22 protein-coding genes and 3 pseudogenes are annotated in these 22,152 nt (G+C 71.0%); 12 read left to right on the plus strand and 13 right to left on the minus strand.

The window, feature by feature from the left end; translation table 11 throughout:
• Positions 1 to 251: 251 nt before the first annotated feature.
• Positions 252 to 908 (minus strand): TetR/AcrR family transcriptional regulator, encoded by a 657-nt coding sequence (locus ACFVYL_RS28815; RefSeq protein ID WP_389720980.1) that lies wholly within the window; start codon positions 906 to 908, stop codon positions 252 to 254.
• Here ACFVYL_RS28815 and ACFVYL_RS28820 point away from each other — a divergent pair.
• Positions 881 to 1,276 (plus strand): hypothetical protein, encoded by a 396-nt coding sequence (locus ACFVYL_RS28820; RefSeq protein WP_389720982.1) that lies wholly within the window; start codon positions 881 to 883, stop codon positions 1,274 to 1,276. The genes ACFVYL_RS28815 and ACFVYL_RS28820 overlap by 28 nt on opposite strands.
• The gene (locus ACFVYL_RS28825) at positions 1,273 to 1,767 is read left to right on the plus strand and encodes an anthrone oxygenase family protein (protein ID WP_389720984.1); all 495 of its coding nucleotides are present in this window, start codon (positions 1,273 to 1,275) and stop codon (positions 1,765 to 1,767) included. The genes ACFVYL_RS28820 and ACFVYL_RS28825 overlap by 4 nt, the downstream gene beginning before the upstream one ends.
• On the opposite strand, the pseudogene ACFVYL_RS28830 reads toward ACFVYL_RS28825, so the two are convergent.
• Positions 1,764 to 2,137: pseudogene (locus ACFVYL_RS28830) on the minus strand (integrase core domain-containing protein); the annotation flags it as partial. The gene ACFVYL_RS28825 and the pseudogene ACFVYL_RS28830 overlap by 4 nt on opposite strands.
• Positions 2,138 to 2,149: 12 nt before the next feature.
• The gene (locus tag ACFVYL_RS28835) at positions 2,150 to 2,653 is read right to left on the minus strand and encodes a nitroreductase family deazaflavin-dependent oxidoreductase (RefSeq protein ID WP_389720986.1); all 504 of its coding nucleotides are present in this window, start codon (positions 2,651 to 2,653) and stop codon (positions 2,150 to 2,152) included.
• 191 nt (positions 2,654 to 2,844) lie between these two features.
• Between ACFVYL_RS28835 and ACFVYL_RS28840 the strand changes: the two genes are divergently transcribed.
• From ACFVYL_RS28840 to ACFVYL_RS28855, 4 genes are all read left to right on the plus strand, one after another.
• Complete coding sequence (locus ACFVYL_RS28840) at positions 2,845 to 3,561, plus strand: TetR/AcrR family transcriptional regulator (RefSeq protein ID WP_389720988.1); 717 nt, start codon at positions 2,845 to 2,847, stop codon at positions 3,559 to 3,561.
• A 729-nt stretch (positions 3,562 to 4,290) separates the two neighbouring features.
• Positions 4,291 to 5,670 carry a sensor histidine kinase gene (locus ACFVYL_RS28845; protein ID WP_389721183.1) on the plus strand — a complete coding sequence of 460 codons (1,380 nt, stop codon included), beginning with the start codon at positions 4,291 to 4,293 and terminating at the stop codon, positions 5,668 to 5,670.
• Positions 5,667 to 6,332 carry a response regulator gene (locus tag ACFVYL_RS28850; RefSeq protein WP_389720990.1) on the plus strand — a complete coding sequence of 222 codons (666 nt, stop codon included), beginning with the start codon at positions 5,667 to 5,669 and terminating at the stop codon, positions 6,330 to 6,332. The genes ACFVYL_RS28845 and ACFVYL_RS28850 overlap by 4 nt, the downstream gene beginning before the upstream one ends.
• A gap of 149 nt (positions 6,333 to 6,481) precedes the next feature.
• On the plus strand, positions 6,482 to 6,883 hold the full coding sequence (locus ACFVYL_RS28855) for a MarR family winged helix-turn-helix transcriptional regulator (protein WP_389720992.1): 402 nt from the start codon (positions 6,482 to 6,484) through the stop codon (positions 6,881 to 6,883).
• A 126-nt stretch (positions 6,884 to 7,009) separates the two neighbouring features.
• On the opposite strand, the gene ACFVYL_RS28860 is transcribed toward ACFVYL_RS28855, so the two are convergent.
• Both ACFVYL_RS28860 and ACFVYL_RS28865 read right to left on the minus strand, forming a co-directional pair.
• A complete protein-coding gene (locus ACFVYL_RS28860; RefSeq protein WP_389720994.1) occupies positions 7,010 to 7,756 on the minus strand; it encodes a maleylpyruvate isomerase family mycothiol-dependent enzyme in 747 nt (248 codons plus the stop codon).
• Between the two features lie 52 nt (positions 7,757 to 7,808).
• The gene (locus ACFVYL_RS28865; RefSeq protein ID WP_389720996.1) at positions 7,809 to 9,077 is read right to left on the minus strand and encodes an MFS transporter; all 1,269 of its coding nucleotides are present in this window, start codon (positions 9,075 to 9,077) and stop codon (positions 7,809 to 7,811) included.
• Between the two features lie 228 nt (positions 9,078 to 9,305).
• On the opposite strand from ACFVYL_RS28865, the gene ACFVYL_RS28870 reads away from it, so the two are divergent.
• Positions 9,306 to 10,568, plus strand: a complete 1,263-nt coding sequence (locus ACFVYL_RS28870) for an ROK family protein (RefSeq protein WP_389720998.1) — start codon at positions 9,306 to 9,308, stop codon at positions 10,566 to 10,568.
• 71 nt (positions 10,569 to 10,639) lie between these two features.
• Here the strand turns inward: ACFVYL_RS28870 and ACFVYL_RS28875 are convergent, their stop codons facing one another.
• From ACFVYL_RS28875 to ACFVYL_RS28900, 6 genes are all read right to left on the minus strand, one after another.
• A complete protein-coding gene (locus ACFVYL_RS28875) occupies positions 10,640 to 11,878 on the minus strand; it encodes an MFS transporter (RefSeq protein WP_389721000.1) in 1,239 nt (412 codons plus the stop codon).
• A gap of 144 nt (positions 11,879 to 12,022) precedes the next feature.
• On the minus strand, positions 12,023 to 12,622 hold the full coding sequence (locus ACFVYL_RS28880) for a TetR/AcrR family transcriptional regulator (protein WP_389721002.1): 600 nt from the start codon (positions 12,620 to 12,622) through the stop codon (positions 12,023 to 12,025).
• Between the two features lie 263 nt (positions 12,623 to 12,885).
• Positions 12,886 to 13,818, minus strand: a complete 933-nt coding sequence (locus ACFVYL_RS28885; RefSeq protein ID WP_389721004.1) for a phosphotriesterase — start codon at positions 13,816 to 13,818, stop codon at positions 12,886 to 12,888.
• Positions 13,815 to 14,417, minus strand: coding sequence for a DUF4865 family protein (locus ACFVYL_RS28890; RefSeq protein ID WP_389721006.1), 603 nt, complete (start codon positions 14,415 to 14,417; stop codon positions 13,815 to 13,817). Before ACFVYL_RS28890 ends, ACFVYL_RS28885 begins: the two co-directional genes overlap by 4 nt.
• A gap of 23 nt (positions 14,418 to 14,440) precedes the next feature.
• Positions 14,441 to 14,836, minus strand: a complete 396-nt coding sequence (locus tag ACFVYL_RS28895; RefSeq protein ID WP_389721008.1) for a cupin domain-containing protein — start codon at positions 14,834 to 14,836, stop codon at positions 14,441 to 14,443.
• 95 nt (positions 14,837 to 14,931) lie between these two features.
• Positions 14,932 to 15,522: a TetR/AcrR family transcriptional regulator gene (locus ACFVYL_RS28900; protein WP_389721010.1), complete on the minus strand. Its 591-nt coding sequence runs from the start codon at positions 15,520 to 15,522 to the stop codon at positions 14,932 to 14,934.
• A gap of 161 nt (positions 15,523 to 15,683) precedes the next feature.
• Here ACFVYL_RS28900 and ACFVYL_RS28905 point away from each other — a divergent pair, with 161 nt between their 5' ends.
• The 4 genes and pseudogenes from ACFVYL_RS28905 to ACFVYL_RS28920 all read left to right on the plus strand — a co-directional run.
• Positions 15,684 to 15,986, plus strand: a complete 303-nt coding sequence (locus ACFVYL_RS28905) for an SHOCT domain-containing protein (protein ID WP_389721012.1) — start codon at positions 15,684 to 15,686, stop codon at positions 15,984 to 15,986.
• A complete protein-coding gene (locus ACFVYL_RS28910) occupies positions 15,983 to 16,855 on the plus strand; it encodes an ABC transporter ATP-binding protein (RefSeq protein WP_389721014.1) in 873 nt (290 codons plus the stop codon). The genes ACFVYL_RS28905 and ACFVYL_RS28910 overlap by 4 nt, the downstream gene beginning before the upstream one ends.
• Positions 16,856 to 16,869: 14 nt before the next feature.
• Positions 16,870 to 17,727 (plus strand): annotated as a pseudogene (locus tag ACFVYL_RS28915) (ABC transporter permease); the annotation flags it as partial.
• A gap of 216 nt (positions 17,728 to 17,943) precedes the next feature.
• Positions 17,944 to 19,647: pseudogene (locus ACFVYL_RS28920) on the plus strand (FtsX-like permease family protein); the annotation flags it as partial.
• 74 nt (positions 19,648 to 19,721) lie between these two features.
• On the opposite strand, the gene ACFVYL_RS28925 reads toward ACFVYL_RS28920, so the two are convergent.
• Together ACFVYL_RS28925 and ACFVYL_RS28930 are read right to left on the minus strand one after the other, a co-directional pair.
• The gene (locus ACFVYL_RS28925) at positions 19,722 to 20,195 is read right to left on the minus strand and encodes an ATP-binding protein (RefSeq protein ID WP_389721016.1); all 474 of its coding nucleotides are present in this window, start codon (positions 20,193 to 20,195) and stop codon (positions 19,722 to 19,724) included.
• Positions 20,196 to 20,387: 192 nt separating this feature from the next.
• Positions 20,388 to 20,720 (minus strand): hypothetical protein, encoded by a 333-nt coding sequence (locus ACFVYL_RS28930; protein WP_389721018.1) that lies wholly within the window; start codon positions 20,718 to 20,720, stop codon positions 20,388 to 20,390.
• 327 nt (positions 20,721 to 21,047) lie between these two features.
• Here ACFVYL_RS28930 and ACFVYL_RS28935 point away from each other — a divergent pair, with 327 nt between their 5' ends.
• Complete coding sequence (locus ACFVYL_RS28935) at positions 21,048 to 22,145, plus strand: PLP-dependent cysteine synthase family protein (protein ID WP_389721185.1); 1,098 nt, start codon at positions 21,048 to 21,050, stop codon at positions 22,143 to 22,145.
• Positions 22,146 to 22,152 lie beyond the last annotated feature (7 nt).

Consider the following 22,152-nt stretch of genomic DNA (forward strand, 5'->3'; position numbering starts at 1 on the left):
GCCGTCAAGAGGGTGTCTAAATTGGTCGTCACAACCCGATGTTGGACACCCTCCCTCCGTCTGAGAACCCCGCTATCGGAACTACTCGTCTAGGTGTGCTGTCCGGAGAGGTTGGTTCCGCGGAGTTCTCGGTTGTGGGCCAGGGCGGGAAGGCGTCGAATGGCTCTCCGCCATGGCAGGGCGGGCCTCCGTTCAGTTGCTGGGCACGTTTCGCGCGGCAGCATCGGCCCCTGAACTGGCGACACCGCCCGTCACAGCGAACGGTCAGGGTCTTTGGCGCCGCACAAGGACATCACTGACGACCGGAACTGCCTCGCCGCGTCTCGCGCATCCATGCGACCGATGCGGATCTGATGGTCAGCGGCATGTCCGAGAGCGATCACCGCGGCGACCAGCCACCCGATCTCCAGGTCCGCCGTGAACTCGCCGCTGTTGCGCCCACGGCGGAACAGGTCCTCCAAGCGCTGCTCGACCGGCAGGTGACGTGACATGTCTGCCTCTGGGGCGCTGCCTGCATGACCGAATGCCGCCTGCTCGGCCAGCAGTGTTCCGGCTGCGTCGAGGAACCGGCCAAGGGCTTCAGTGGCGGTGCCGGCCTCAGGAGCGGCAGCTTCCAGCACGGCGAACGCCCGGCTGCTCAGCTCATCACGCACCGCCGCAAGGAGTGCCTCGCGGGTACCGAAGTGCACGTATGCGGTCTGCCGTGTCACACCGGCTGCGGAAGCGATCTCCGCCATGCTCGCCTCCGGGCGCTCGGCGAGCACCCGGACCGCTGCTGATACCAGGGAAGCACGGTTGCGCTGGACCTCTACTCGCTGACGGCGACGCCTTATCTCTGACACGATTGACAACCATACGGCACGCCTCAAAGATGACAGCCATGTCAGAAATAACTGAACTGGCCGCACGCCGCCTCATGATCGACTACACCCGCGACATGGCCCTCTCCGACGAGGACCCGGCACAGATCGTAGGTCGCACCCTGACCGACGATGCGGTCTGGATCACCGACGGCACAGAACTCACCACCCATCAGCTGATCGAGCACGCTGCCCCGGCTCGCAAGAACGTCACCACTAGTCATATGCGGATCGATGATCTCCTCATTGACGGCCACCGGTTCGCTGCACGCTGTTGTCTCAGCGCGGAACACCGCAAGCTCGGGCACGTAGTGAGCGAGTGGCTCCTGATCGGCGAGGTCGCCGACGACGGACGAGTGCGGCATATCCACCAACTCGGTCGTACGCCCGCCGCCGAACCGGGGGCGGGGGAGTGATCCGCATTCCCGTCCGGCTAGTCCAGGGCCTCGCCGTGATGTCCACCGGTGCCCTCGCCGGCGCATTCGGCTACGGAGCGGCCAACCTCGTCCCCACCTTCAACGCCGTCCCCCTCGACGTGCGGCTGTCCTTCCATGCCCAGTTGATGCAAATGAACGGCATCACCATGCAGGGCGCCATGGGCGTGTCGGCGCTCAGCGCCCTCGCGCTGGCCGCCATGACGCGTGGCGTCTCACGACGCTTGGCCGGAGGGGCTGGGATCCTCGTCGTCGCGTCCTTCTTGATCACCCGCCTCGGCAACGTTCCCATCAACGGCCGGATCAAGCAGTGGGCGGCCACCTCCGCACCCGCCGATCACGCCGAGGCCCTGGCGCGATGGGAGGCGTTCAACTACGCACGCACGGGCGCCGCGTTCTCTGCCTTCACGCTGCTGATTCTTCTCTCCCTGGGGCGAAGCCACTCTGCCCAAGATCTAAACGTCAGACCCTAGGTGTATTGCCCTGTGAGGTTGGGGCACGGCTGGCGGGTGGGGGTGGTTGGCCCTTCAGCGTGGTGTGTCCGCGGTGGTGATTGCGGGAGTGCAGTCACTGGGGGAATGCCTCGCGTCGTTCCTGCTCTGGGTGGTAGGGGCGGGCGTAGGCCCATTCGTCGAGCAGGGTGCGGTTGAGGCGTTCGACCTTGCCGTTGGTCTGCGGCCGGTAGGGCCGGGTTCGCTTGTGCGTGATCCCGGCCGCGGCGAGGGCGTCGCGCCAGAGACGGGACTTGTAGCAGGAGCCGTTGTCGGTCAGCACGCGTTCGACGGTGATCCCGACACTCGCGAAGAAGCTCTGGGCCCGGGTCCAGAAAGCGGTGGCGGTCTCCAGGCAGAACACCTAGGCCGACCGAGACCCACGGGTCACACCCCGCTTCTGCACGGTGATCCGGAAGACGGGGTGGTCCGGTGCCGTCGCCAGGATCTCCTCGTCGGAGGATTTGGCGGTCACACCCTGGAAGTACTGGTGGACTTGCCAGCCCCACCGCTCCAGGTAGCCACGCAGGAGCGGCAACTTCTCGGCGTCGGTCACCTCCACGGCGGTGAACAGTCGCACCTTGCGCCCTACCCGCAGCTCCCCTCCGCCGGCCGCGCGCATGTTGCGCACCCACTGGGAGTGCCCGCGCGCCGACACGAGGTACTGGCCCCGGTCACCGTCGTGCGTGTACGGATTGACCGGGATGCGCTGCATCTTGCCGCTCTTGCGGCCCCGTACGGAGAGCTCGGCACTGCCCATCAGGCTGACGCCGTGCCGCGCCAGCCAGCCGATCATGCCGTTGAGGCGGACGTTGAGGGGGCTTCCCTTGAGGTAGGTGGGGGAGGGGCTGGCGGGCGTCGACGGCATGGTGGTCTCCCAAGGCTCAAGAGGGTGTGTGCGTGTGTGCGTGGGTGCGGACTCTTCGGACTGCGAGAGCACTGCTCTCGCTTGAGAACAGTGTGCACTGGATCGGTGATCCAGAGCAAGAGCAGTGCTCTCGAATGTGTGCACTGAACCGAACTGCGCGCACCGCTCCCACCCCGTGGCAGACTGGCCGCATGACCAGCAATGCCAGTGCCACCAATGCCACCAAGGGGGCCCGGGCCCGCGCCCGCGAGGAAGTCACCGCGGCGATCAAGAGTGAGGCGCGCAGGCAGCTCGCTGCCGAAGGTGCCGCCAAGCTCTCCCTGCGGGCCGTCGCACGCGAGCTCGGCATGGTTTCCTCCGCGCTCTACCGGTACTTCCCCAGTCGCGACGACCTGTTGACCGCGCTCATCATCGACGCGTACGACTCGCTCGGCTCCGTTGCCGAGACCGCGCACGCGGACGTCGCCGGTGAAGAGCCCCTTCAGCGCTGGACCGTGATCTGTGAAGCGGTGCGGGGCTGGGCGCTGGAGCGTCCGCACGAGTACGCGCTCATCTATGGCTCGCCCGTACCCGGGTACAGCGCGCCGGACTCGACCGTCCGGGCCGCCGCGCGCGTGGGGCAGCTGCTCATCGACGTCGTGCGCGACGCCCATCAGGGCCGAGGTGTTGCCGTTCAGCCGCTGCCCGGGGGGCTGCGCGGCGAGGGTGAGCGGATCGCGGCGGATCTCGCGCCGGACCTGCCTCCGGCTGTGATCACGGCGATGGTCGCGGCGTGGGCGCAGCTGTTCGGGCTTGTGAGCTTCGAGGTGTTCGGGCAGTACAACCGGCTTGTGGAGGACCGCTCGGCGTTCTTTTCGCACGCCGTGCGGCAACTCGCCGATGGCGTAGGTCTGTTGCCGCAGAGCTGATGCACTGCCGGGGCGCCAACGGCCGGGCATTATCAGGTACTTCTGGCGCCCGTGCGAGCAACTTCTGTTATACGGAGCAAACTGCTGCTCGCGGCGCGGAGCCGCCCATAGAGTGACGTGTGAGTCATCGAGCAGCAGCCCCCGAACTTTTCCGAGGACGTCCCGGAAGAGGAAGGAGGGGTGCTTCATGCACAAGCTCGATGAGTCGTCAGACTGGACGTACTGGAGTCTGGTGGTCATGTTGATCCAGATGGCGCTGGATCTGACCGTGCAGATCAGTCGTCTGGTCTGACGCGCTCACCCCGGGGGTCGGCCTTTCGGTCGGCCCCCACCTCATTGCGGCCCCGGTTTCGGGGCTCTCTGTGATTCCGGTACCGATGGCGGTTCTGGCACCGACCGTACATGCCCGTTTCCGTGGGTACCTGCGATTCAACCTATCCGCGTGGATCGCCGGAGGCCAGGATTCCATGATCGCTTCGGTCTGCCGGACCGTTCTTGTGACAGGGCGGGTCCAGGAGTGCCACTATGCCCCGCCGCACCACCGGACGGCGCACCACCGGACGGTGCACCACGGGCATCGGCCACGGACGTCGGTCACGGACGTCGGTCACGGACGTCGGTCACGGCGGACGGCGTACCGCGCGACCTCGGCCCCCCACGGCTACTCCCGTAGGAGTACGGGTGATCACCACGCCCGTCGGACGCCCGCGGACACCGTCGCGGTCTAGCGTGACCGCCATGGACGAGCAGCGCGAACGCAGGCCAGGCGGCCCGCCCCGGGCGTGGGGCGGACCGCCGATGTGGCGGCAGGGGCCGCCCTGGTGGAACGCCGGGGTGGCGGAGCGGACGGGGCGCCGACTGCCCTGGCTGACCACATTCGTGCTCACCGCGTTCGTGCAGGTCGGGTCGGGCTTCGCCGAGCACGGTCAGGGGAGCCGCGAGCAACTCACCCTCTTCGCGAGGTTGCTGTTGTTCCTGGCCACGGCGGTCCTTCTGCTGCGTCACCGCCACCCCACGCCCGTCGTGTTCGCCACCGCCGGGCTCACGCTGGTCTACATCGCTGCCGGGTTCCCCTACGGTCCGGTCTTCCTCGCTGTCGCGGTGGGCTGCTTCGCCGCCGTCGTCGCGGGCCACCGGCGCGCAGGCTGGGGTGCCGTGGGCGGGTTGTGGGCCGGTCATCTGTTGATCGCGCACTGGCTCTACCGCTGGTTGCCGCCCGATGACGACGGCGCCCGCCCCTGGAGTCAGGAGATCGTGGTCGCCGTCTGGGTCGTCGCGATCGTCGCGGTGTCCGAGCTGGGTCGCGTACGCCGTGAGCAGTGGGTCAAGGAGCGCGCCGAGCGCGCGCAGGCCGCCGAGCGGCGCGCGGGCGAGGAGCGGCTGCGGATGGCGCGTGAGCTGCACGACGTTCTCGCGCACAGTATTTCCGTCATCAACGTTCAGGCGGGCGTGGGCCTGGCCCTGCTCGATTCCGACCCCGAACAGGCCCGCACCGCCTTGACCACCATCAAGGCGGCCAGCAAGGAGGCGCTGGGCGAGGTGCGCCAGGTACTGGGCACCCTGCGCGCCCCCGGCGACGCGCCCCGCGCCCCGGCGCCCGGCCTGGACCGGCTGCCGGAACTCGTCGAGCAGGCAGGGAGCGCCGGGTTGACCGTCGACGTCACCACCGAAGGTGCCCCCGCGAAGCTGCCGCCCGGCGCGGACCTCGCCGCGTTCCGCATCGTCCAGGAGGCGTTGACGAACGTCGTACGTCACTCGGGGTCGCGCCACGCGCGCGTGCTGGTGCGCCACGAGAGGACCGTACTCACCCTGCGCATCGACGACGACGGGCCCGCCACCGGCACCGACGCGGGTGGCAGTGGCAACGGACTCGCCGGGATGCGGGAGCGTGCCGCCGCCCTCGATGGCACGATCGAGGCGGGCCCACGGCCGGCCGGCGGCTTTCGCGTGACCGCCGTGCTGCCTCTGGCGGGAGGCGCGGGCGCGAGCGCGAGCCGGGGCCCGGGGGTCCGTACCGCATCTCAGGAAGACGCCCACCCAGCACCTCAGCGAGACGCCCATCCCGCACCTCAGGAAGGCGCCCATCCCGCACCTCAGGAGGATCAGTGATCCGCGTACTGCTCGCCGACGACCAGTCACTGGTCAGGGCAGGCTTCAAGGCGCTGCTCGGGGCACAGCCGGACATCGAGGTCGCCGGGGAGGCCGCCGACGGCGAGAAAGCGGTGCGAATGGTGCGGGAACTGCGCCCCGACGTCGTCCTGATGGACATCCGTATGCCGCTGCTCGACGGGCTGGCCGCCACCCGGCGGATCACCGGTGAGCCCGGTCTTGACGACGTGAAGGTGGTCATGCTCACCACCTTCGAACTCGACGAGTACGTCTTCGAGGCGATCCGCTCCGGGGCCTCCGGCTTCCTGGTCAAGGACACCGAGCCGGAGGAACTGCTGCGCGCGGTGCGGGCGGTGGTCGCGGGCGACGCGCTGTTGTCCCCCGGGGTGACGCGCCGCCTCATCGCCGAGTTCGCGGCCCGTTCCAAGGAGCCCGCAGCAGCCGACGGCCTCGGTGAACTGACCGAGCGGGAACGGGAGGTGATGGCCCTGGTCGGCATCGGCCTCTCGAACGAGGAGATCGCCCGCCGTCTGGTGGTCAGCCCGCTCACGGCCAAGACGCATGTCAGCAGGACGATGGTGAAGCTGGGCGCCCGGGACCGCGCCCAACTCGTCGTACTCGCCTACGAGTCGGGCCTGGTCCGCCCTGGCTGGCTAGGCTGACGAGCGGCGTACGGCATGCGGGGAGGGGGCGTTCGGGGCCGGGTCGGGGCCGGGTCGGGTCGGGCTGCAATATCTATGTGCACGCATTGCATGCATATGCATTTAATGACGGTGCAACAAAGGCGGAAATTCTGCTACCGTGCCGTTTCATGGCGGGGAAAACGGCCGAACAAGGCCTGGTGGATCAATGGCGCGGCATCCTCGCGCTGCATGCGCGCACGCTGTGCGAACTCGACCGTGAGCTGCACCCGCACGGCGTGGGGGCGAGCGACTTCGAGGTGCTCGACGTGCTGGCCGAAGGGTCGTCGGACGACGGCGGCTGTTCGTTCCGCGTGCAGGAGATCTCCGCGCAGGTTCATCTGAGTCAGAGTGCTCTCTCCCGCCTCATCGGACGCCTGGAGAAGGACGGCCTCGTGGAGCGCGGGATGTGCAGCGAGGACCGTCGCGGCGTGCGCGTCTCCCTCACCGGCAAGGGGCGCGCGCTCCACGGCGAGGTGCGGCCCCTGCAGCGGGCGGTCCTCAAGAGGATGCTCGACGGCCACGAGAGCTGAGCCGTGGGCCGTGGGGCTCCGAAAGCCCTGTCAGCTCTGTCAGCCCTGTCAGCTCTGTCAGGCCTGTAAGCCCCGTAGTCGAGTCGCCCGGCAGTCAGCCCATCGGCCAACCGGTCAGTACGCAAGTCAGCCCATCACGATCGACGACTTCTCCCGCCACAGCGCCGCCACCGAACGGTCGCCCGTCACCTCCGGGAGCGGCAGCCGGTTCCACAGCGCCAGATAGAGGCGTGCCGCCTGCCCCGACACCTCGCAGTCGGCGGGCGCCATCGTGCCTCGCTCCGTGACCGGCGGCCCGTCGGACAGGCGTACGGTCCACGTCCGCTCGCCGCCCGGCGCATCCGTGGCCCGCACCCGCAGCACCCGCGGCTCCTCGCTGCGCACCCGGCTCTTCTTGCGCGCGTGGAAACCGAGCAGCAGCTCCTCGATGCCGTCCACGGCGAACTCGACGCCGACCGGTGACGGCGTGCCGCCCCGCGCGGACTCGGCGTCCACCCGGTGGACGGTCGTCTCGTTCGCCTGCCGCCGGGCCCAGAAGGCCAGCGCGGAGGGTGCGGGCAGGAACGCCCAGCACTCGACGTCGTGCGGCGCGGAGGTGAGCGTCGCGACGAGTGCCGCGTGCCCCTCGCGGAACCACTCGACGAGCGCGTCCCCGTCCAGGTCGGGGAGTTCGCCGCCGAGCCGGTACGAGGTACGCCGCTCGGTGATGAAGGCGGCGGCCCATCGGTGCACCATCCCCGTGTGCCTCAGCAGGTCCCGCACCTGCCAGTCGGGGCAGGTGGGCACCTTGGCGTCGGGTCCGGCCTCCGCGGCGGCCGAGGCCAGCAACTGGCCTTCGCTGTCCACCACTTGGATGTGCTCGGAAATATCCATGTGGCAGATTGTGTCGGATGGAGCGCCCTCGAACCGGAACCTCCGCAGGATGTCAGGCCGTTTCCGTACGCTCCGTACGCTCCGTACGCTCCGTACGACGGGTCGCGAAGCCGATGACCGACGCGACGGCGGCGAGCAGGGCGACGCTCGTGAGCGCCGTGGGCAGCGAGTACCAGTCCGTCATGAACCCGATCAGCGGCGGCCCGACCAGCATGCCGCCGTAGCCGAGCGTCGATGCGGCGGCGACCCCTCCGGGACCGGCGAGGGCGCCCGCCCGCTCGACCGCCACCGGGAAGATGTTGGCCAGTCCGAGCCCGGTCACGGCGAACCCGGCCAGGGCGAGCCCTGCCGAAGGGGCGAGGGCGCCGAGCAGCATCCCGACGCACGCCGTCGCGCCGCCGCCGACCACGGTGCGGGTCCTGCCGAGCCGTTCCAGGAGCGCGGTGCCGGAGAGCCGGCCGATCGTCATGGCGAGGGCGAAGCACGAATAGCCTGCGGCGGCGATGCCCGGGTGGGCGTGCAGGTCCTCCTCCAGGTGGAGCGGGCCCCAGTCCGCGATGGCGCCCTCGCCGTACGCGGTGCACAGCGCGATGAGCCCGAAGACGATCACGAGCCCGCGCGTGCGGCGGTCCGTGCGGCGCGTGCCGCCGTGCCGCGCCGGGGAGTCTGCGGGGGCGCCGTCCGCGGTGGCGGCGGATCCGCGGAGCCCGGCGCGGGCCCCGTATCGCAGCAGGGCGGGCGCCGCCGCGGCGGTGATCGCCAGGCCGACGACGGTGATGCCGAGCAGGTGGCGGGTGGGGGAGAGGTGCCCCGCGACCAGGCCGCCGAGGCCCGAGCCGAGCATGCCGCCCAGGCTGAACGCCGCGTGGAAGCTGGGCATCACCGGCCGTCGCAGAGTACGCACGAGATCGACCGCGGCGCTGTTCATCGCGACGCTGATGCCGCCGTACGAGGCCCCGAAGAACAGCAGCACCAGCCCCAGTACGAGGACCGAGCTCGTCAGCGGCGGCAGTGCGACGCTCAGTGGCAGCGCCACCGCGCAGGCCACCGTCATCGGGATGCTGCCGTAGCGCCTGCAGAGGCGCCCGGTGAGCGTCATGGTCACGACGGCTCCGGCGGAGACCGCGAGCAGCGCGAGCCCGAGTTCGCCCGCCGATGCCCCCGTCTGCTCCTTGATGGCGGGGATGCGGACGACCCAGCCGGCGAAGACGAAGCCGTCGAGGGCGAAGAAGACGGTGAGCGCGATGCGCAGTCGGCGGAGGTCGAGGTCGCGGTCGGTGGGCCGCGGCACTGCGGTCCCGGTTTTGTTTAGTAGCGGCACAAAGTCAGAGTAGAGGTGTGCACGGCTGCCGTTCAAGACGGTTTCGGACGGCGCGCGGGACGTTCCGGGAGAGGCCCGGGGACGGTCACGACGTAGGCAGGGGAAATGGTCACGGCGCAAAGCCGGGAAACGGCCACGGCGGAGCAACGCGGAAACGGTCACGGGGAGGAACGAGCGGATGACGGATGAACGGCGAGGCCGTGTACGGATCATGGGAGACTCGCCCTCATGAACGGCAAGGCTGACCCCCGTGCCGAGGGGGAAGTGACCACGCGTACCCGCCTGGAGCGCGGGCGCGGCGCGCTGGGCCCCGCGCTCGAACTGGTCCACACGGGGCGCGCTCCCACTCGCGCCGTACTCACCGCAGAGCTGGGTGTCACGCGCGCCACGGCGGGCGCCGTCGCCGCCGAACTGGAGGCGCTCGGCCTGATCCGGATCGACGCGAAGCCCAGCGCGGCAGCGGGCTCGCAGGGGCGGCCTTCGCACCGGCTCGCCGTCGCAGAGGACGGGCCTGTGGCGCTCGCGGCGCAGGTGCACGCCGACGGCTTCCGGGCCGCGCTCGTCGGGCTCGGCGGCGGGATCGTGGCGACGGCGCCGGGCTGCGAGACCGTCGGCGCCGACCCCGCGCAGGTCATCGGGGCCGTCGTCGAGGCGGGCGCGGCACTGCTGCGCGAGACCGGCAGGCGGTGCGTGGGCGCCGGCCTCGCCGTGCCGTCCGCCGTGGCCGAACCGGAGGGCACCGCCCTGAACCCGCTGCATGTGGCGTGGGCCGCGGGCGCGCAGGTCCGCGAGATCTTCGCCGACTGCGTACGTGACGCGGGCATCGCGGGACCGGCCTTCGCGGGCAACGACGTGAACCTCGCCGCACTCGCCGAGCACCGCCACGGCGCGGGGCGCGGCGCCCGGGACCTGCTGTGCGTGGCGACCGGCCACCGCGGCGTCGGCGGCGCGCTCGTCCTCGACGGCCGTCTGCACACCGGGAGTTCGGGTCTCGCCCTGGAGGTGGGCCACCTCACCGTGAACTCCGAGGGGCGCCCCTGCTACTGCGGCAGCCGGGGCTGCCTGGACGTCGAGACGGATCCCCTCGCCTTCCTGACGGAGGCGGGGCGGGAGCCGGGCCCCGAGGGGCTGCTCGTACAGGCCCGTGCGCTGCTCCGCGACGCGTACGGCGACCCGGCCGTACGCTCCGCCGCCGAGGCCCTCATCGACCGGCTCGGCCTCGGGCTCGCGGGTCTGGTCAACATCCTCAACCCCGACCGGATCGTCCTGGGCGGGCTCCACCGTGCCCTCCTGGAGGCGGACCCGGAGCGGCTGCGGGCCGTCGTCGCCGACCGGAGCCTGTGGGGGCGCAGCGGGGGCGTGCCGATCCTGGCGTGCACGCTGGACCACAACAGCCTGGTGGGGGCCGCCGAGTTGGCCTGGCAGCCGGTGCTCGACGACCCCCTGGGAGCCCTGGTCCAGCCAGGGCCCGCGTCGCGCGTCGGGTCCTAGCCGGGCGTGTGACTCTGGACGGGGAGACGGCCCTCGACAGGAGGGATACGGTCCTGGACAGGCGTACTGCTCTAGGCGGGCTGGGGCACCTCGGCCTCGTCCCCCGTCTCCCGTACGGCGTCGGCGGAATCAGTGGTCTGCCCGTTGGCCGAGGCCGGAGCCGGAGTCGAGGCCCGGCGGCGCAGCAGATCCGGCACCAGCGAGACGAGACCGAGCGCGGCCAGCGCGGCGCCGATCCACAGCGGCGCCCGCAGCCCGAACGTGTCGATGGCCGGGCCGCCGACGGAGGTGGCGATGATGATGCCGAGGGTGATGAAGGACGAGTGGACGGTGTTCACCAGCGACCGCGCGTTGCCGACGCGCTGGACGCGGGTCACCAGGGCCGGGTTCATGGTGACGCCGACCAGACCGATGCCCAGCATGAACACGACGGCGGGCACGGTCAGTCGGGCGAAGAGCGCGAACCCGATGAGGAAGGCCAGGTTCAGCGCGAGACCGACGAGCAGCACGGGGAGGGTGCGACGGTCGGCGAACCGGCCCACGACGGTGTTGCCGATGACGGTGGCGGCGCCGTACGCGACGAGGAGCAGCGGCACCGTCCCGGTGGAGAAGCCCGTCAGCTCGGTGAGGATCGGGTTGAGGTAGCTGAACGCGGAGAACGTGGCGCCGATCACGAAGGTGCTGGTGGTGAGGGTGAGCCACAGCCGGGGGTTGCGGAAGGCGCCGAGCTCCTGCCGGAGAGTGCCGCTCTCCTCGTCGGCGCCGTCGGCGCTCGGTACGCCGACGAACGTGGCCGCCGCGGCGAGCGCGGTCAGTACGGTGATCGCCCAGAACGCCGCGCGCCAGCCCAGGTGTTCACCGATGACCGTGGCGAACGGAAGGCCCAGCAGGGTGCCGAGCATCAGCCCGTTGAGGGCCACCGCGACAGCGCGGCCGCGCACTTCGGGCCGGGTGATGCGCGAGGCCAGCGATATGGAGACGCCGAAGAAGGCCTGGGACGCGATGCCGGTGAGCACGCGGGCCACCAGCATGGTGCGGTAGTCGGGAGCGAGGGCGGCGAGCACGTTGCCCGCGAGGAAGATGCCGAACAGCAGTATCAGCGCGGTCTTCTGACGCATCCTCAGCACGGCGACCGTGAGGAAAGGGCCGCCGAGTGCCATCGCCGCGGCGAAGGCGGTGATGAGGTAGCCGATCTCCGGGATCGTGGCGTCAAGGCCGTCGGCCATCTGCGGCATCAGTCCTGCGACCACGAATTCACTGGTCACCATGGCGAAGATGCCGAGGGCCAGTACGTAAACGGCGCGGGGCATGGCGGGTTCTCCTGTCGGGCAAGATCCGGAAGAAGTTTTGGATAGATCAGTACAGAAAAAGGGCGTGCGAAGCGTGATGGGTGCACGGCGGGGGTTCAAGGACAGGCTCTGAGGGGAGGGTCTGACGAGTCCGGTCGCGGCTGGTTACCGGACCGCCAGCGCGTCCAAGGCGGTCTCGGCGATGGCCTGCAGGGCGGCCCGGTCGGCGCCGGCCTGCGCGGAGACCCGCATGCCGCCGATGACGGCGTTGACGAAGCGGGCGAGCGCGTCCGCGTCCCGTGTGGTCGTGATGTCACCGTCGCGCTGGCCGGTGCGGATCGTGGCACGCAGCACGGTGAGCCGCGCCGCGAGGTCGCGCTCCAGAATGCCGACGGCCTCCGGGTCGCGACCGGCGAGTTCGACGGTCGTGTTGACCGTGAGGCAGCCGACGCTGTGGCCGTTCTCGCGGTGCTCGATGTCACCCTCGATGACCCGGGCGAGCAGGGCGCGCACGCGCTCGGTGGCCGACAGCTCCACGTTCTCGAGGATCTCGGTCTGGGCCGCGTTCATGGTCTCCATGTACCGGGTCAGGGACCGCCGGAACAGGTCGTGTTTGCTGGTGAAGGTGTTGTAGATGCTGCTGCGGCCCAGGCCGGTGGCTTCGCACAGATCCTGGGTCGAAGTGGCCTCGTAACCGTTCACCCAGAAGGCGTGCATCGCCGCGTCCAGGGCCCGTTCCTCGTCGAAACTCCGCGGTCGGGCCATGTCGGTACCGTACAGTTTTGGAACGACCGGTGCAATACGTGAAAGCGATCCACCGGCCGGACCGTCGCGGCGCCCCCGCGCGCACTGAGAGCCTGTCTTTGAACCTCCGCCTGCGCCCCGACGCACGGCACGCACGCTCGGCGCACGGAGCCTCAGGACAGGTGGCTCCGCCACATGACCTGGGGCTCCGCACGCCGATCGCACGCCCCGTGCGCCGCTGCGCCCGCGCTTCGCGCGGACGACGGGGGTTCAAAGACAGGCTCTCACCCGGCCGTCCACTCCACCCCGAAGGCCCGCCCCGGGTTCGTCGTCAGGATCCGTCCCACCAGTTCCGCTCCCACGGCGTCTTCGAGCCGGGGCCGCACCCTGCGCAGCAGATGCGGCATGCCGGGGCCGCCCCGCACCGACCGCGCCCCCGCCGTCGTCGTGTCGCCCCCCAGGAGGATCCGGTCGCCGAAGCCGGCGTCCGCCAGGGAGCGCGCCGCGTCCGGCATGCGCCAGTCCGTGGCGTGGTGGGTGCGGGAGGGGCCGTCGAAGGCCACGTAGGCGCCCGCCTCGGCGGCCTGCAGGTGGCAGATGAGGTCGGGGGAGCGGTTGAGGTGGCCGAGGATCACCCGGTGCGGCGGGACGCCGAACTCGCCGCAGAGCAGGTCGAGTACGTCCGGCGCGCCGGTGCCCAGCTCCAGGTGGACGGAGATCGGCGCGCCCGTCGCACGGTGGGCCTCGGCCGCTGCCGCCATCGTCCAGCGCGCGTGGGCGTCGAGCCCGTGGAAACCGCCCGCGACCTTGATCAGCCCGGCCCGTACGCCGGACTCCCCGATGCCCTCGGTGAGTTCACGTACGAAGAGCGCGGCGAGGCCGTCGGCACGGAGCCGGGCGAGGAACTCCGTTGTGTAATGGGCCGCTTGGTGCAGCCCGGTCGCCGCCACGAGACGGATGCCGGAGGTTGTGGAGAGCGCGGGCAGCCGCCCGGCGTGCCGGCCCATGCCGTGCGGCGTCCACTGCACGACGCTCTGTCCGCCCGCCGCGCGGAACGCCGCGAGTTCGGCGGCCGCTTCCTCGGCCGAGTCCAGCTCCTGGCCCGGGAGTTGAGGGCTGCGCAGGAAGAGGTGGTCGTGGGCGTCGCAGACTCCGAGGTCTTCCGGCGCGATGTCCCCGAGAACGGTGCGGACCGCGTGGCCCGCGGGCGCGGTCACCAGTGCCGCCCGCGCGGCAGCTTCTCCCGCTCGGGGGCGGAGAGGTGCAGCACCTGGAAGACGTCGCCGACGGCGTCGGGGGTCTCGTGGTCCCAGAGCGAGAAGTGGACGGCCTCCCAGGTACGCGGATCGATGGCGGTCAGCGCGCTCACGGCCCCTTCGCGCCGGGCCGTCCTTTGCGCCTCGTCGGCGAGTTCGCGCGCGAGCTCGGGCAGCCGGGCCGGCTCGGGTATCCGCTGCCGACGGCGGACCGCCGACCTCGCCGCACCCGCGGCCGCGCCGCCCTCCCCGTACGCACTGCTCTCCTCGTACGCGAGGACCGTCCAGTTCTGCACCGTCGGCCGCCCGAAATCGTCGACCAGGCCCTGGAAGCCGGGGCCCCAGAGGAAGGAGTTCATGCCCTCGGCGGTGTTCCAGAGGTAGAACGGCGCGTACTGGTTCACGGGCGAGCCGTCCCTGCCGCGCTCGCGCATCAGGTAGGCCTTGAAGCCGAGCCCGGGAAACTGGTCCAGAAGGTGGCCCTTGGACTCGACGCGATGGCGGATGACGCCCATGTCGTAGTCGGCGGGCAGGGTGATCTCGTACTGCAGGGCGTGCATCGTGTACTCCCGTGGAATCAGGCTCAGTTGGAGCAGGCGGCGGGGTCGACCAGCGGTCCCCAGTCGGCGGTGGTCCCGTCCTCGGCCGCCTCGACCACGGCCAGATGGGTCATGAAGGTGCGCGGCCCGGCGCCGTGCCAGTGCGACTCGCCGGGCTCGATCCACACGGTGTCGCCGGCCCGGATCGGCTCGACCGGGCCGCCCTCGCGCTGCACGAGCCCCTCGCCCTCGGTGACGTGCAGGACCTGGCCGTGCGGGTGGCGGTGCCAGGCGGTACGGGCGCCAGGGGTGAAGTGCACGCTGTACATCCGCAGGCGGGACGGCGCGTCGGGGGCGGCGATCTCGTCGAGCCAGACGGTGCCGGTGAAGTGCTCGGCGGGTCCCAGCCGGCTGTCGGGTCTGTTCCGGGTGATGTGCAACGTAGGCATCCTTTGGGGCAGGTGGCAGGTGGCAGGTGGCAGGTGGCAGGAGGTGCAGGGGTGGGCGTGTACGGGATGCGGCGCCGGCTGCCGCGTCAGGCGGTGGGCGCGGTGCGGGCCGCGGCGAGCAGCGCGAGCAGTCCGCGCACCGCGGCGTCGAACGCGGCGGGCGCACCGGACGAGCGGGCCAGCACATACCCGCCCTGCACCGTGGCGACGACCGTCGACGCCACGTCGCGCGGATCGAGCGCGTCCGTGAACTCGCCCCCGGCGCACCCCTCTTCGACGATCCCGGCGATGCGCTCGCGCAGCCAGTCGAGGGTCTCGGTGACGGGCGCGCGCAGCTCGTCGCTCGCGATGACGTCCGGGTCCATCGTGAGCCGCCCGACCGGGCAGCCCTTCAACACGTCGCGCTCGCGCAGCAGATAGGCCTCGATGCGGGTGTACGCCGGCCCGGGGCGGCTCAGGACCGCCTCCGCGGTGGCGCGCATCTCCTCGGCGGTGCGTCGGATCGCGGCGAGCGCGAGGTCGGGCTTGCCCGCGAAGTGGTGGTACATGCTGCCCTGCCCCGCGCCCGCGTGCTGCTGGATGGCCTTGGGGCTCGTGCCGACGTAACCCCGCTCCCAGAGGAGCTCGCGGGTGGACTCGATCAGACGCTCCGGAGTGCTCATGAAGCTACTGTACATACTAGTAGGTACAGAGGTCCAGCGGCGGTGGGAGCAGCTGGTTCCGCCGTACGTACTCCCGGGGTGGTATGCCCGGTGCCGCTGGCCGTACGACGACGTGAGGGCGGTGCCGGGGCGAGTTTGGAGGCATCACAGAAACCGGTTCCGAGGAGATGAGTCCAATGCAGACCCTGGCGCAATGGGACGGCGGGCCCGGCCCGTGGATCCTCTTCTTCCCGCTGATCTGGGCGGCCGTCGTCATCGGCGTCGTCACCCTGCTCCGCCGGACCGTGTGGCGCGGCCGGCGCGGCCCGTTCCGGGGCGCGGCCGGTTCCGCACGGCACACCGGCGTCGACGACAACTCGCCCATCGCCGTGCTCGGCCACCGCTTCGCGTCCGGTGAGATCGACGAGGACGAGTACTGGCGGCGGCTGACCGTCCTCAACGAGGAGTTCGGCCGTCCGGCCAAGGGCGGTGCGGCGTGAGCACCGCGACCGGACGGGTGGCCGGGGCGGTGCGCACCGACGCCGCCCGGGTCTCCGGCGCCGTGAAGGTCTACGGCCGCGGAGACACCGCCGTACGGGCCCTGGACGGGGTGAGCGTCGGCTTCCCGGCCGGACGCTTCACCGCGATCATGGGCCCGTCCGGGTCCGGCAAGTCCACCCTGATGCACTGCGCGGCGGGTCTGGACACGCTCACCTCGGGCACCGCCTTCATCGGTGACACGGAGCTCGGCACGCTGGACGACCGGCGCCTGACGCTGCTGCGGCGCGACCGCATCGGCTTCGTGTTCCAGGCCTTCAACCTGGTGCCGACGCTGACCGTCGCCGAGAACATCACGCTTCCCGCGGACCTCGCGGGCGCCCGCGGCGACGACGAATGGACCGATGCGCTCGTCGACGTCGTCGGGCTGCGCGACCGGCTGCACCACCGGCCCGCCGAACTCTCCGGCGGCCAGCAGCAACGCGTCGCCGTGGCACGGGCGTTCGCCGGCCGGCCCGACGTCGTCTTCGCGGACGAGCCGACCGGCAACCTCGACTCGCGCTCCGGCGAAGAGGTGCTGAACCTGCTCGGCCGGGCGGTGCGGCAGATGGGCCGCACCGTCGTCATGGTCACCCACGACCCGGTGGCCGCCGCCCACGCCGACGAGGTCGTCTTCCTCGCCGACGGGCACCTCGTGGACCGGATGGAGGCCCCGACGGCGGACCGGGTGCTCGACCGCCTGAAGGCCTTCGACGCGGGGTCGTCCGCCAGGGATTCGGCCGCTGCGGAGCAGGCTGCCGCAGCTGCCGTCGGTTCCGTACCCGGTCCCGGCCCCGACCGGGGCCCCGGCACAAAGGAGCCGTCATCGTGAGCTCGGCAAGCTCCCTGAGCGCCTCCGCCCGTATCAGCCTCGCCTCCCTGCGCGGCCACAAGCGCCGCTTCACCGGTACCTTTCTCGCCGTCATGCTCGGCGTCGCCTTCCTGACGGGCACCCTCGTCATGGGCGACACCCTGCGCGCCGGCTTCGACACGATGTTCGGCAACGCTGCCCGCGGCACCGACGCCGTCGTCCGCAGCGCCGACACCCTCACCACCCCCGACGACAGCCAGGGCACCCGCAAGCCCGTCAGTACCACTCTCGTCGGGAGAATCGAGAAGTCCGACGCCGTGGCGGCCGCCGCGCCCAGCGTCCAGGGCGCGGGCCAGCTCCTCGGCAAGGACGGCGAGCCCATCGGCGGCCAGGGCCCGCCCACCGTCGCAGGGAACTGGATCGACGACGCCCGGCTCAACCCGTACGAACTTGCCGAAGGGCGTGCCCCGTCCAAGCCCCACGAGGTCGTCGTCAACCGGGGCGCCGCCGAGACCGGCGGCCTGAAGGTGGGCGACACGGCGACGCTGCGCACCCCCGACCCCGTCGAGGTGCGGATCGTCGGCCTCGCGACCTTCGGCGGCGAGGACGGCATGGCGCAGACCACCTTCACCGGCATGATGCTCACCGACGCCGAGAAGTACCTCACCGCGAAGCCCGGCGAGGCCTCGGCCATCCAGGTACGGGCCGGCCCGGGCGTGAGCGAGCAGGAACTCGTCGACGCGCTGACGCCCGTACTGCCCAAGGGAGTCGAAGCGATCACCGGCGAGGCCTCGGCGGCGGAGAACACCGACAACATCTCCGGCCAGTTCCTCGACCTCTTCACCACGTTCCTGCTGGTCTTCTCCGGCGTGGCCCTGCTGGTCGCCACCTTCAGAGCCTGTCTTTGAACCCCCGCCTGCGCCCCGACGCCCGGCACGCACGCTCGGCGCACCGGGCCCCAGGACAGGTGGCTCCGCCACATGACCTGAGGCTCCGCACACCGATCGCACGCTTCCCCAAGCTCTCGGCTCCGCTCGAGCAGGGGAGGCCCCAATCCGCCGCTGCGCCCGCGCTTCGCGCGGACGACGGGGGTTCAAAGACAGGCTCTCAGCATCCACAACACCTTCGCCATCATCGTCGCCCAGCGCACCCGCGAGAACGCGCTCCTGCGCGCACTGGGCGCCTCGCGCCGTCAGGTCACTGTGTCGGCCCTCGTCGAGGCGAGCGTCGTCGCCGTCCTCGCGTCGGCCGTCGGCCTCGCGGGCGGCATCGGCATCGCGGCCGGTCTGCAACAGCTCTTCCCCGCCATCGGATTCCCCTTTCCCGGGGGCGACTTGGTGATCAGCGCGCTGTCCATGCTGCTGCCGTTCGCCGTCGGCGCCGTGGTCTGTCTCGGCTCCGCGGTCGCGCCCGCCGTACGGGCCGGCCGCACCGCGCCGCTCGCCGCGCTGCGCGAGACCTCGGTGGACCACTCGGCGGCCTCGCGCCGACGCGCCGTGGTGGGGGCGTCCCTCGCGCTGGTCGCGGTAGGTCTCGCCCTGACCGGCGTCCTGGTCAGCCCTTCCGTGTGGCTGGCCGGGGCCGGTGCGCTGCTGGCCCTCGTGGCCTTCGTGGTGCTCGGACCGGTCGCTTCCGCGCGCGTGGTACGGATCCTCGGCGGGCCCCTGGACCGGCTGCGCGGTGTTCCCGGAGGCCTCGCCCGGCGCAACGCCCTGCGAAGCCCCAAGCGGACCGCGGCCACGGCGAGCGCGCTGATGATCGGCGTCGCCGTCGTCTCGCTCTTCACGGTCTTCGGCGCCTCGCTGAAAGCCACGATGGACCAGACCGTGAACCGCTCCTTCGCCGGCGACGTCGCGGTGAGCACCCCCGGCTTCGGCGCGGGCGGCAGCGGTCTGAGCCCGAAGCTGGCCCCCGCGCTCGCCGGGCGGCCGGAGGTCGAGACCGCCGTCGGGCTCGGCAAGGGCGCCGCGGAGGTCGACGGCGAGGGGCGCGCCCTGACCGTCACGGACCCGGGCCCGTTCGCCAGGTCCTTCGACCTCGGCCACGTGGACGGGACCCTGGCCGCGCTCGGCGACAGGGGCATCGCGATCACCCGCTCGGAGGCGGAGAAGCAGGACCTGAAGGCCGGGTCCCGGACCGAACTGGCCTTCGCCGACGGCAAGAAGGAGACCTTCACGGTCCGCGCCGTCTACGGCCGTTCCGAGCTGGCCGGTGACTACGTCATCACCCGTGAGGCCTGGGCCCCGCACCGTACGCAGGACTCCGACAGTCTCGTCTCCGTCACCTTCAAGGACGGCGTGGGCACGGCCGCGGGCAAGGCCGCGGTCGCCGAGGTCGCGCGGGATTACGGCAACCCGGACGTGCAGACCCGCGCCGAGTACGCGCAGACCTCGGCGGGCGGCATCGACATGATGCTGACCCTCGTCTACGCGCTGCTCGCCCTCGCGGTGCTCATCGCGCTGCTCGGCATCGCCAACACACTGACGCTGGCGATCCATGAACGCACGCGTGAGCTGGGCCTGTTGCGCGCCGTCGGGCAGACCAGGGCACAGCTGCGGGCCATGGTCCGCTGGGAGTCGGTGCTCGTCGCCGCCTTCGGGACGGCCGGCGGGCTCGCGCTCGGCGGCTTCCTCGGCTGGGTCCTGGTCAAGGCGTCCGACGGCGCGACCGAGAGCGCCTTCGCGTTCGCCGTGCCGCCGGTGCGGCTCGCGGTGGTCGCCCTGGTGGGCCTGGCGGCGGGAGCCGTGGCGGGCCTGCGCCCGGCTCGTCGGGCGGCACGTCTCGACGTGCTGCGGGCCATCGCCGCCGACTGACGTCCGGCCCGCTGTCGTACACGCGGCGGCGTACGGGCATGGAAGGACGCCGCGAGCGGACGATCACCGCCCGGTCAGCCGGCAACGGCCGACCGGGCGGGAGTCTTCTCGCGCACCCCGTACCTGGGACACGAGGACAGGGTCCCGGCGGGGACAGGGGTGGGAAGCGTGAACCAGACGGTCTTCCCCGCGTCGCCCTGCGGGCTCACGCCCCACGCCTCGCTCACGGCGGCGACCATCGCGAGTCCCCGCCCACACGTGGCGAAGGCATCCGCGTCACCGATCCGGGGGAGCCGGGGATCGTGGTCATGGACGGAGATCGTGAGCCGGTCGAGCAGCAGCTCGATCTCCACGGTGCACACCTTGTCCGGCTCGGCATGCCGATGGACGTTGGTGAGCAGTTCCGTCACCCCGATGGCGGCTAGGTCGATCAAGGGATCCAGATGCCAGTAGCGCAACTGCGCAGATACGATTCTGCGGACCTGGCGGATCCGCGACGGCAGGGCTTGGAGCTCTACCGTGCAATGCCTGCTTGGCTGGCTGATCACGGCTGCGACTCCCCGAATTGAGGTCCGGAAGAAGACGACGTTCGGATCCAGCAGGGGCCGCGTGGTCTGCCGCCTGCTGTGTGGCCGGCGGGCTGGTTCGCAGCGTCATCGCCGGTAAACCCAGAGTGATGTGAGACCAGAGTGACCCAGGGGGTGCGGGCCTGCAACTCGCACGTCGGATCGGGGCCCCGCTCAGCCTCGCGGGCGGTGGTGTTCCGTGGCGCTGCGCACCGCCTCGATGAATCTGCGCACCGTCGGCGGTCCCGCCTCACCGGGCTTCGGTTCGTGCTCGCCGAGGGTGAGGCGATACCGGGTGCCGTTCACCTCGGCCATCGCCCGGTCGTCCGCGGCGAACCACGGCTTGCCCGTGCGGACCGCCTGCAGCGGCGCGCTGTCGATCTCCGTGCCGTAGCTGGTGAGCAACTCCAGTCGGCCGTCGCTGATGCGCACTTGTCCGGCGCGCGTGAGGGAGCGCAATCGTCGCTCGATCTGTACGCCTGTGGCCGTGAATTCCGGCTCCGCCATGGCATCGCCCCCTGGCGCGCTTCGATGATCCGCTTGTCACGGGACGGGTGCCCCGTGCGGTGAAGTCTGCACGTACCAGGCGCCCAGCACCAGTGTGCGTGGAGCCGTCCGCCGACCGTTCCCGCTCGCCCGTCCGGCGCTTCCGGAAAGCTTTACCCAAGGCTGTGGCGCCTGTGCCTTTGAGGTGCTCAAAGGTGTGTTTATGCAGGTGAGAAGCGTGTGGCGGGTGTTTAAGATCGATGCGTACGGCCGCGTCGAATCGCGTCCGGCACGACGCGAAGGAGCCCCGCCGTGACCACCCCACAGCAGGATCGAGTCGACGAGCCGATGCCGACGCTCGACGTCGACCACAGCGACGACACCTACCGGGCCTGGCTCAAAGAAGCCGTCCGCAAGGTCCAGGCCGACGCCAACCGGTCGGCCGACACCCACCTGCTGCGCTTCCCGCTGCCCGAGCAGTGGGGCATCGACCTGTACCTCAAGGATGAGTCGACCCATCCGACGGGCAGCCTCAAGCACCGCCTCGCCCGCTCGCTGTTCCTCTACGGCCTGTGCAATGGCTGGATCAGGCCGGGCCGCCCGGTCATCGAGGCGTCCAGCGGCTCCACGGCCGTCTCCGAGGCGTACTTCGCGAAGCTGATCGGGGTGCCCTTCATCGCGGTGATGCCCCGCACGACCAGCGCCGAGAAGATCCGCCTCATCGAATTCCACGGCGGCCAGTGCCACTTCGTGGACGACTCACGCACGATGTACGCGGAGTCCGCTGCCCTCGCCGTCGAGACGGGCGGCCACTACATGGACCAGTTCACCTACGCGGAACGGGCCACCGACTGGCGCGGCAACAACAACATCGCCGAATCGATCTACCAGCAGCTGCGGTTGGAGCGCTACCCCGAGCCCGCGTGGATCGTCGCCACGGCCGGCACCGGCGGCACCTCGGCGACCATCGCGCGCTACGTCCACTACATGCAGCACGACACCCGCATCTGTGTCGCGGACCCGGAGAACTCCTGCTTCTTCGACGGCTGGACGAAGAGCGACCCGGACGCGATGAGCGACTGCGGCTCCCGCATCGAGGGCATCGGCAGGCCCCGCATGGAGCCGAGCTTCCTGCCCGGCGCGATCGACCGCATGATGAAGGTGCCGGACGCGGCGTCCGTCGCCGCCGTACGGGCGCTGGAGCGGGCCATCGGCCGCAAGGCGGGCGGTTCGACCGGTACGGGCCTGTGGAGCGCGCTGAAGATCGTCGCCGAGATGGTGGCCGCGGGCCGGACGGGCAGCGTCGTGACCCTGCTCTGCGACCCCGGCGACCGCTATCTGGACAAGTACTACGCGGACGCGTGGCTGGCCGAGCAGGGGCTGGACATCACGCCGTACGCGCAGGCGATCGACACGCTCCTGGGCACGGGGGCGTGGCCCGAATAGGGGCCGG

It is taken from the genome of Streptomyces sp. NPDC058308, from assembly GCF_042880275.1.
Lineage (GTDB): Bacteria > Actinomycetota > Actinomycetes > Streptomycetales > Streptomycetaceae > Streptomyces.

What these genes read in the sequence shown, in the direction of transcription:
- ACFVYL_RS28930 (WP_389721018.1), bottom strand. Translation starts at nt 20,720, where the DNA reads ATGGCGGAGCCGGAATTCACGGCCACAGGCGTACAGATCGAGCGACGA.
- ACFVYL_RS28820 (WP_389720982.1), top strand. Translation starts at nt 881, where the DNA reads ATGTCAGAAATAACTGAACTGGCCGCACGCCGCCTCATGATCGACTAC.
- ACFVYL_RS28840 (WP_389720988.1), top strand. Translation starts at nt 2,845, where the DNA reads ATGACCAGCAATGCCAGTGCCACCAATGCCACCAAGGGGGCCCGGGCC.
- ACFVYL_RS28890 (WP_389721006.1), bottom strand. Translation starts at nt 14,417, where the DNA reads ATGCACGCCCTGCAGTACGAGATCACCCTGCCCGCCGACTACGACATG.
- ACFVYL_RS28875 (WP_389721000.1), bottom strand. Translation starts at nt 11,878, where the DNA reads ATGCCCCGCGCCGTTTACGTACTGGCCCTCGGCATCTTCGCCATGGTG.
- ACFVYL_RS28855 (WP_389720992.1), top strand. Translation starts at nt 6,482, where the DNA reads ATGGCGGGGAAAACGGCCGAACAAGGCCTGGTGGATCAATGGCGCGGC.
- ACFVYL_RS28935 (WP_389721185.1), top strand. Translation starts at nt 21,048, where the DNA reads ATGCCGACGCTCGACGTCGACCACAGCGACGACACCTACCGGGCCTGG.
- ACFVYL_RS28870 (WP_389720998.1), top strand. Translation starts at nt 9,306, where the DNA reads ATGAACGGCAAGGCTGACCCCCGTGCCGAGGGGGAAGTGACCACGCGT.
- ACFVYL_RS28880 (WP_389721002.1), bottom strand. Translation starts at nt 12,622, where the DNA reads ATGGCCCGACCGCGGAGTTTCGACGAGGAACGGGCCCTGGACGCGGCG.
- ACFVYL_RS28835 (WP_389720986.1), bottom strand. Translation starts at nt 2,653, where the DNA reads ATGCCGTCGACGCCCGCCAGCCCCTCCCCCACCTACCTCAAGGGAAGC.
- ACFVYL_RS28900 (WP_389721010.1), bottom strand. Translation starts at nt 15,522, where the DNA reads ATGTACAGTAGCTTCATGAGCACTCCGGAGCGTCTGATCGAGTCCACC.
- ACFVYL_RS28905 (WP_389721012.1), top strand. Translation starts at nt 15,684, where the DNA reads ATGCAGACCCTGGCGCAATGGGACGGCGGGCCCGGCCCGTGGATCCTC.
- ACFVYL_RS28860 (WP_389720994.1), bottom strand. Translation starts at nt 7,756, where the DNA reads ATGGATATTTCCGAGCACATCCAAGTGGTGGACAGCGAAGGCCAGTTG.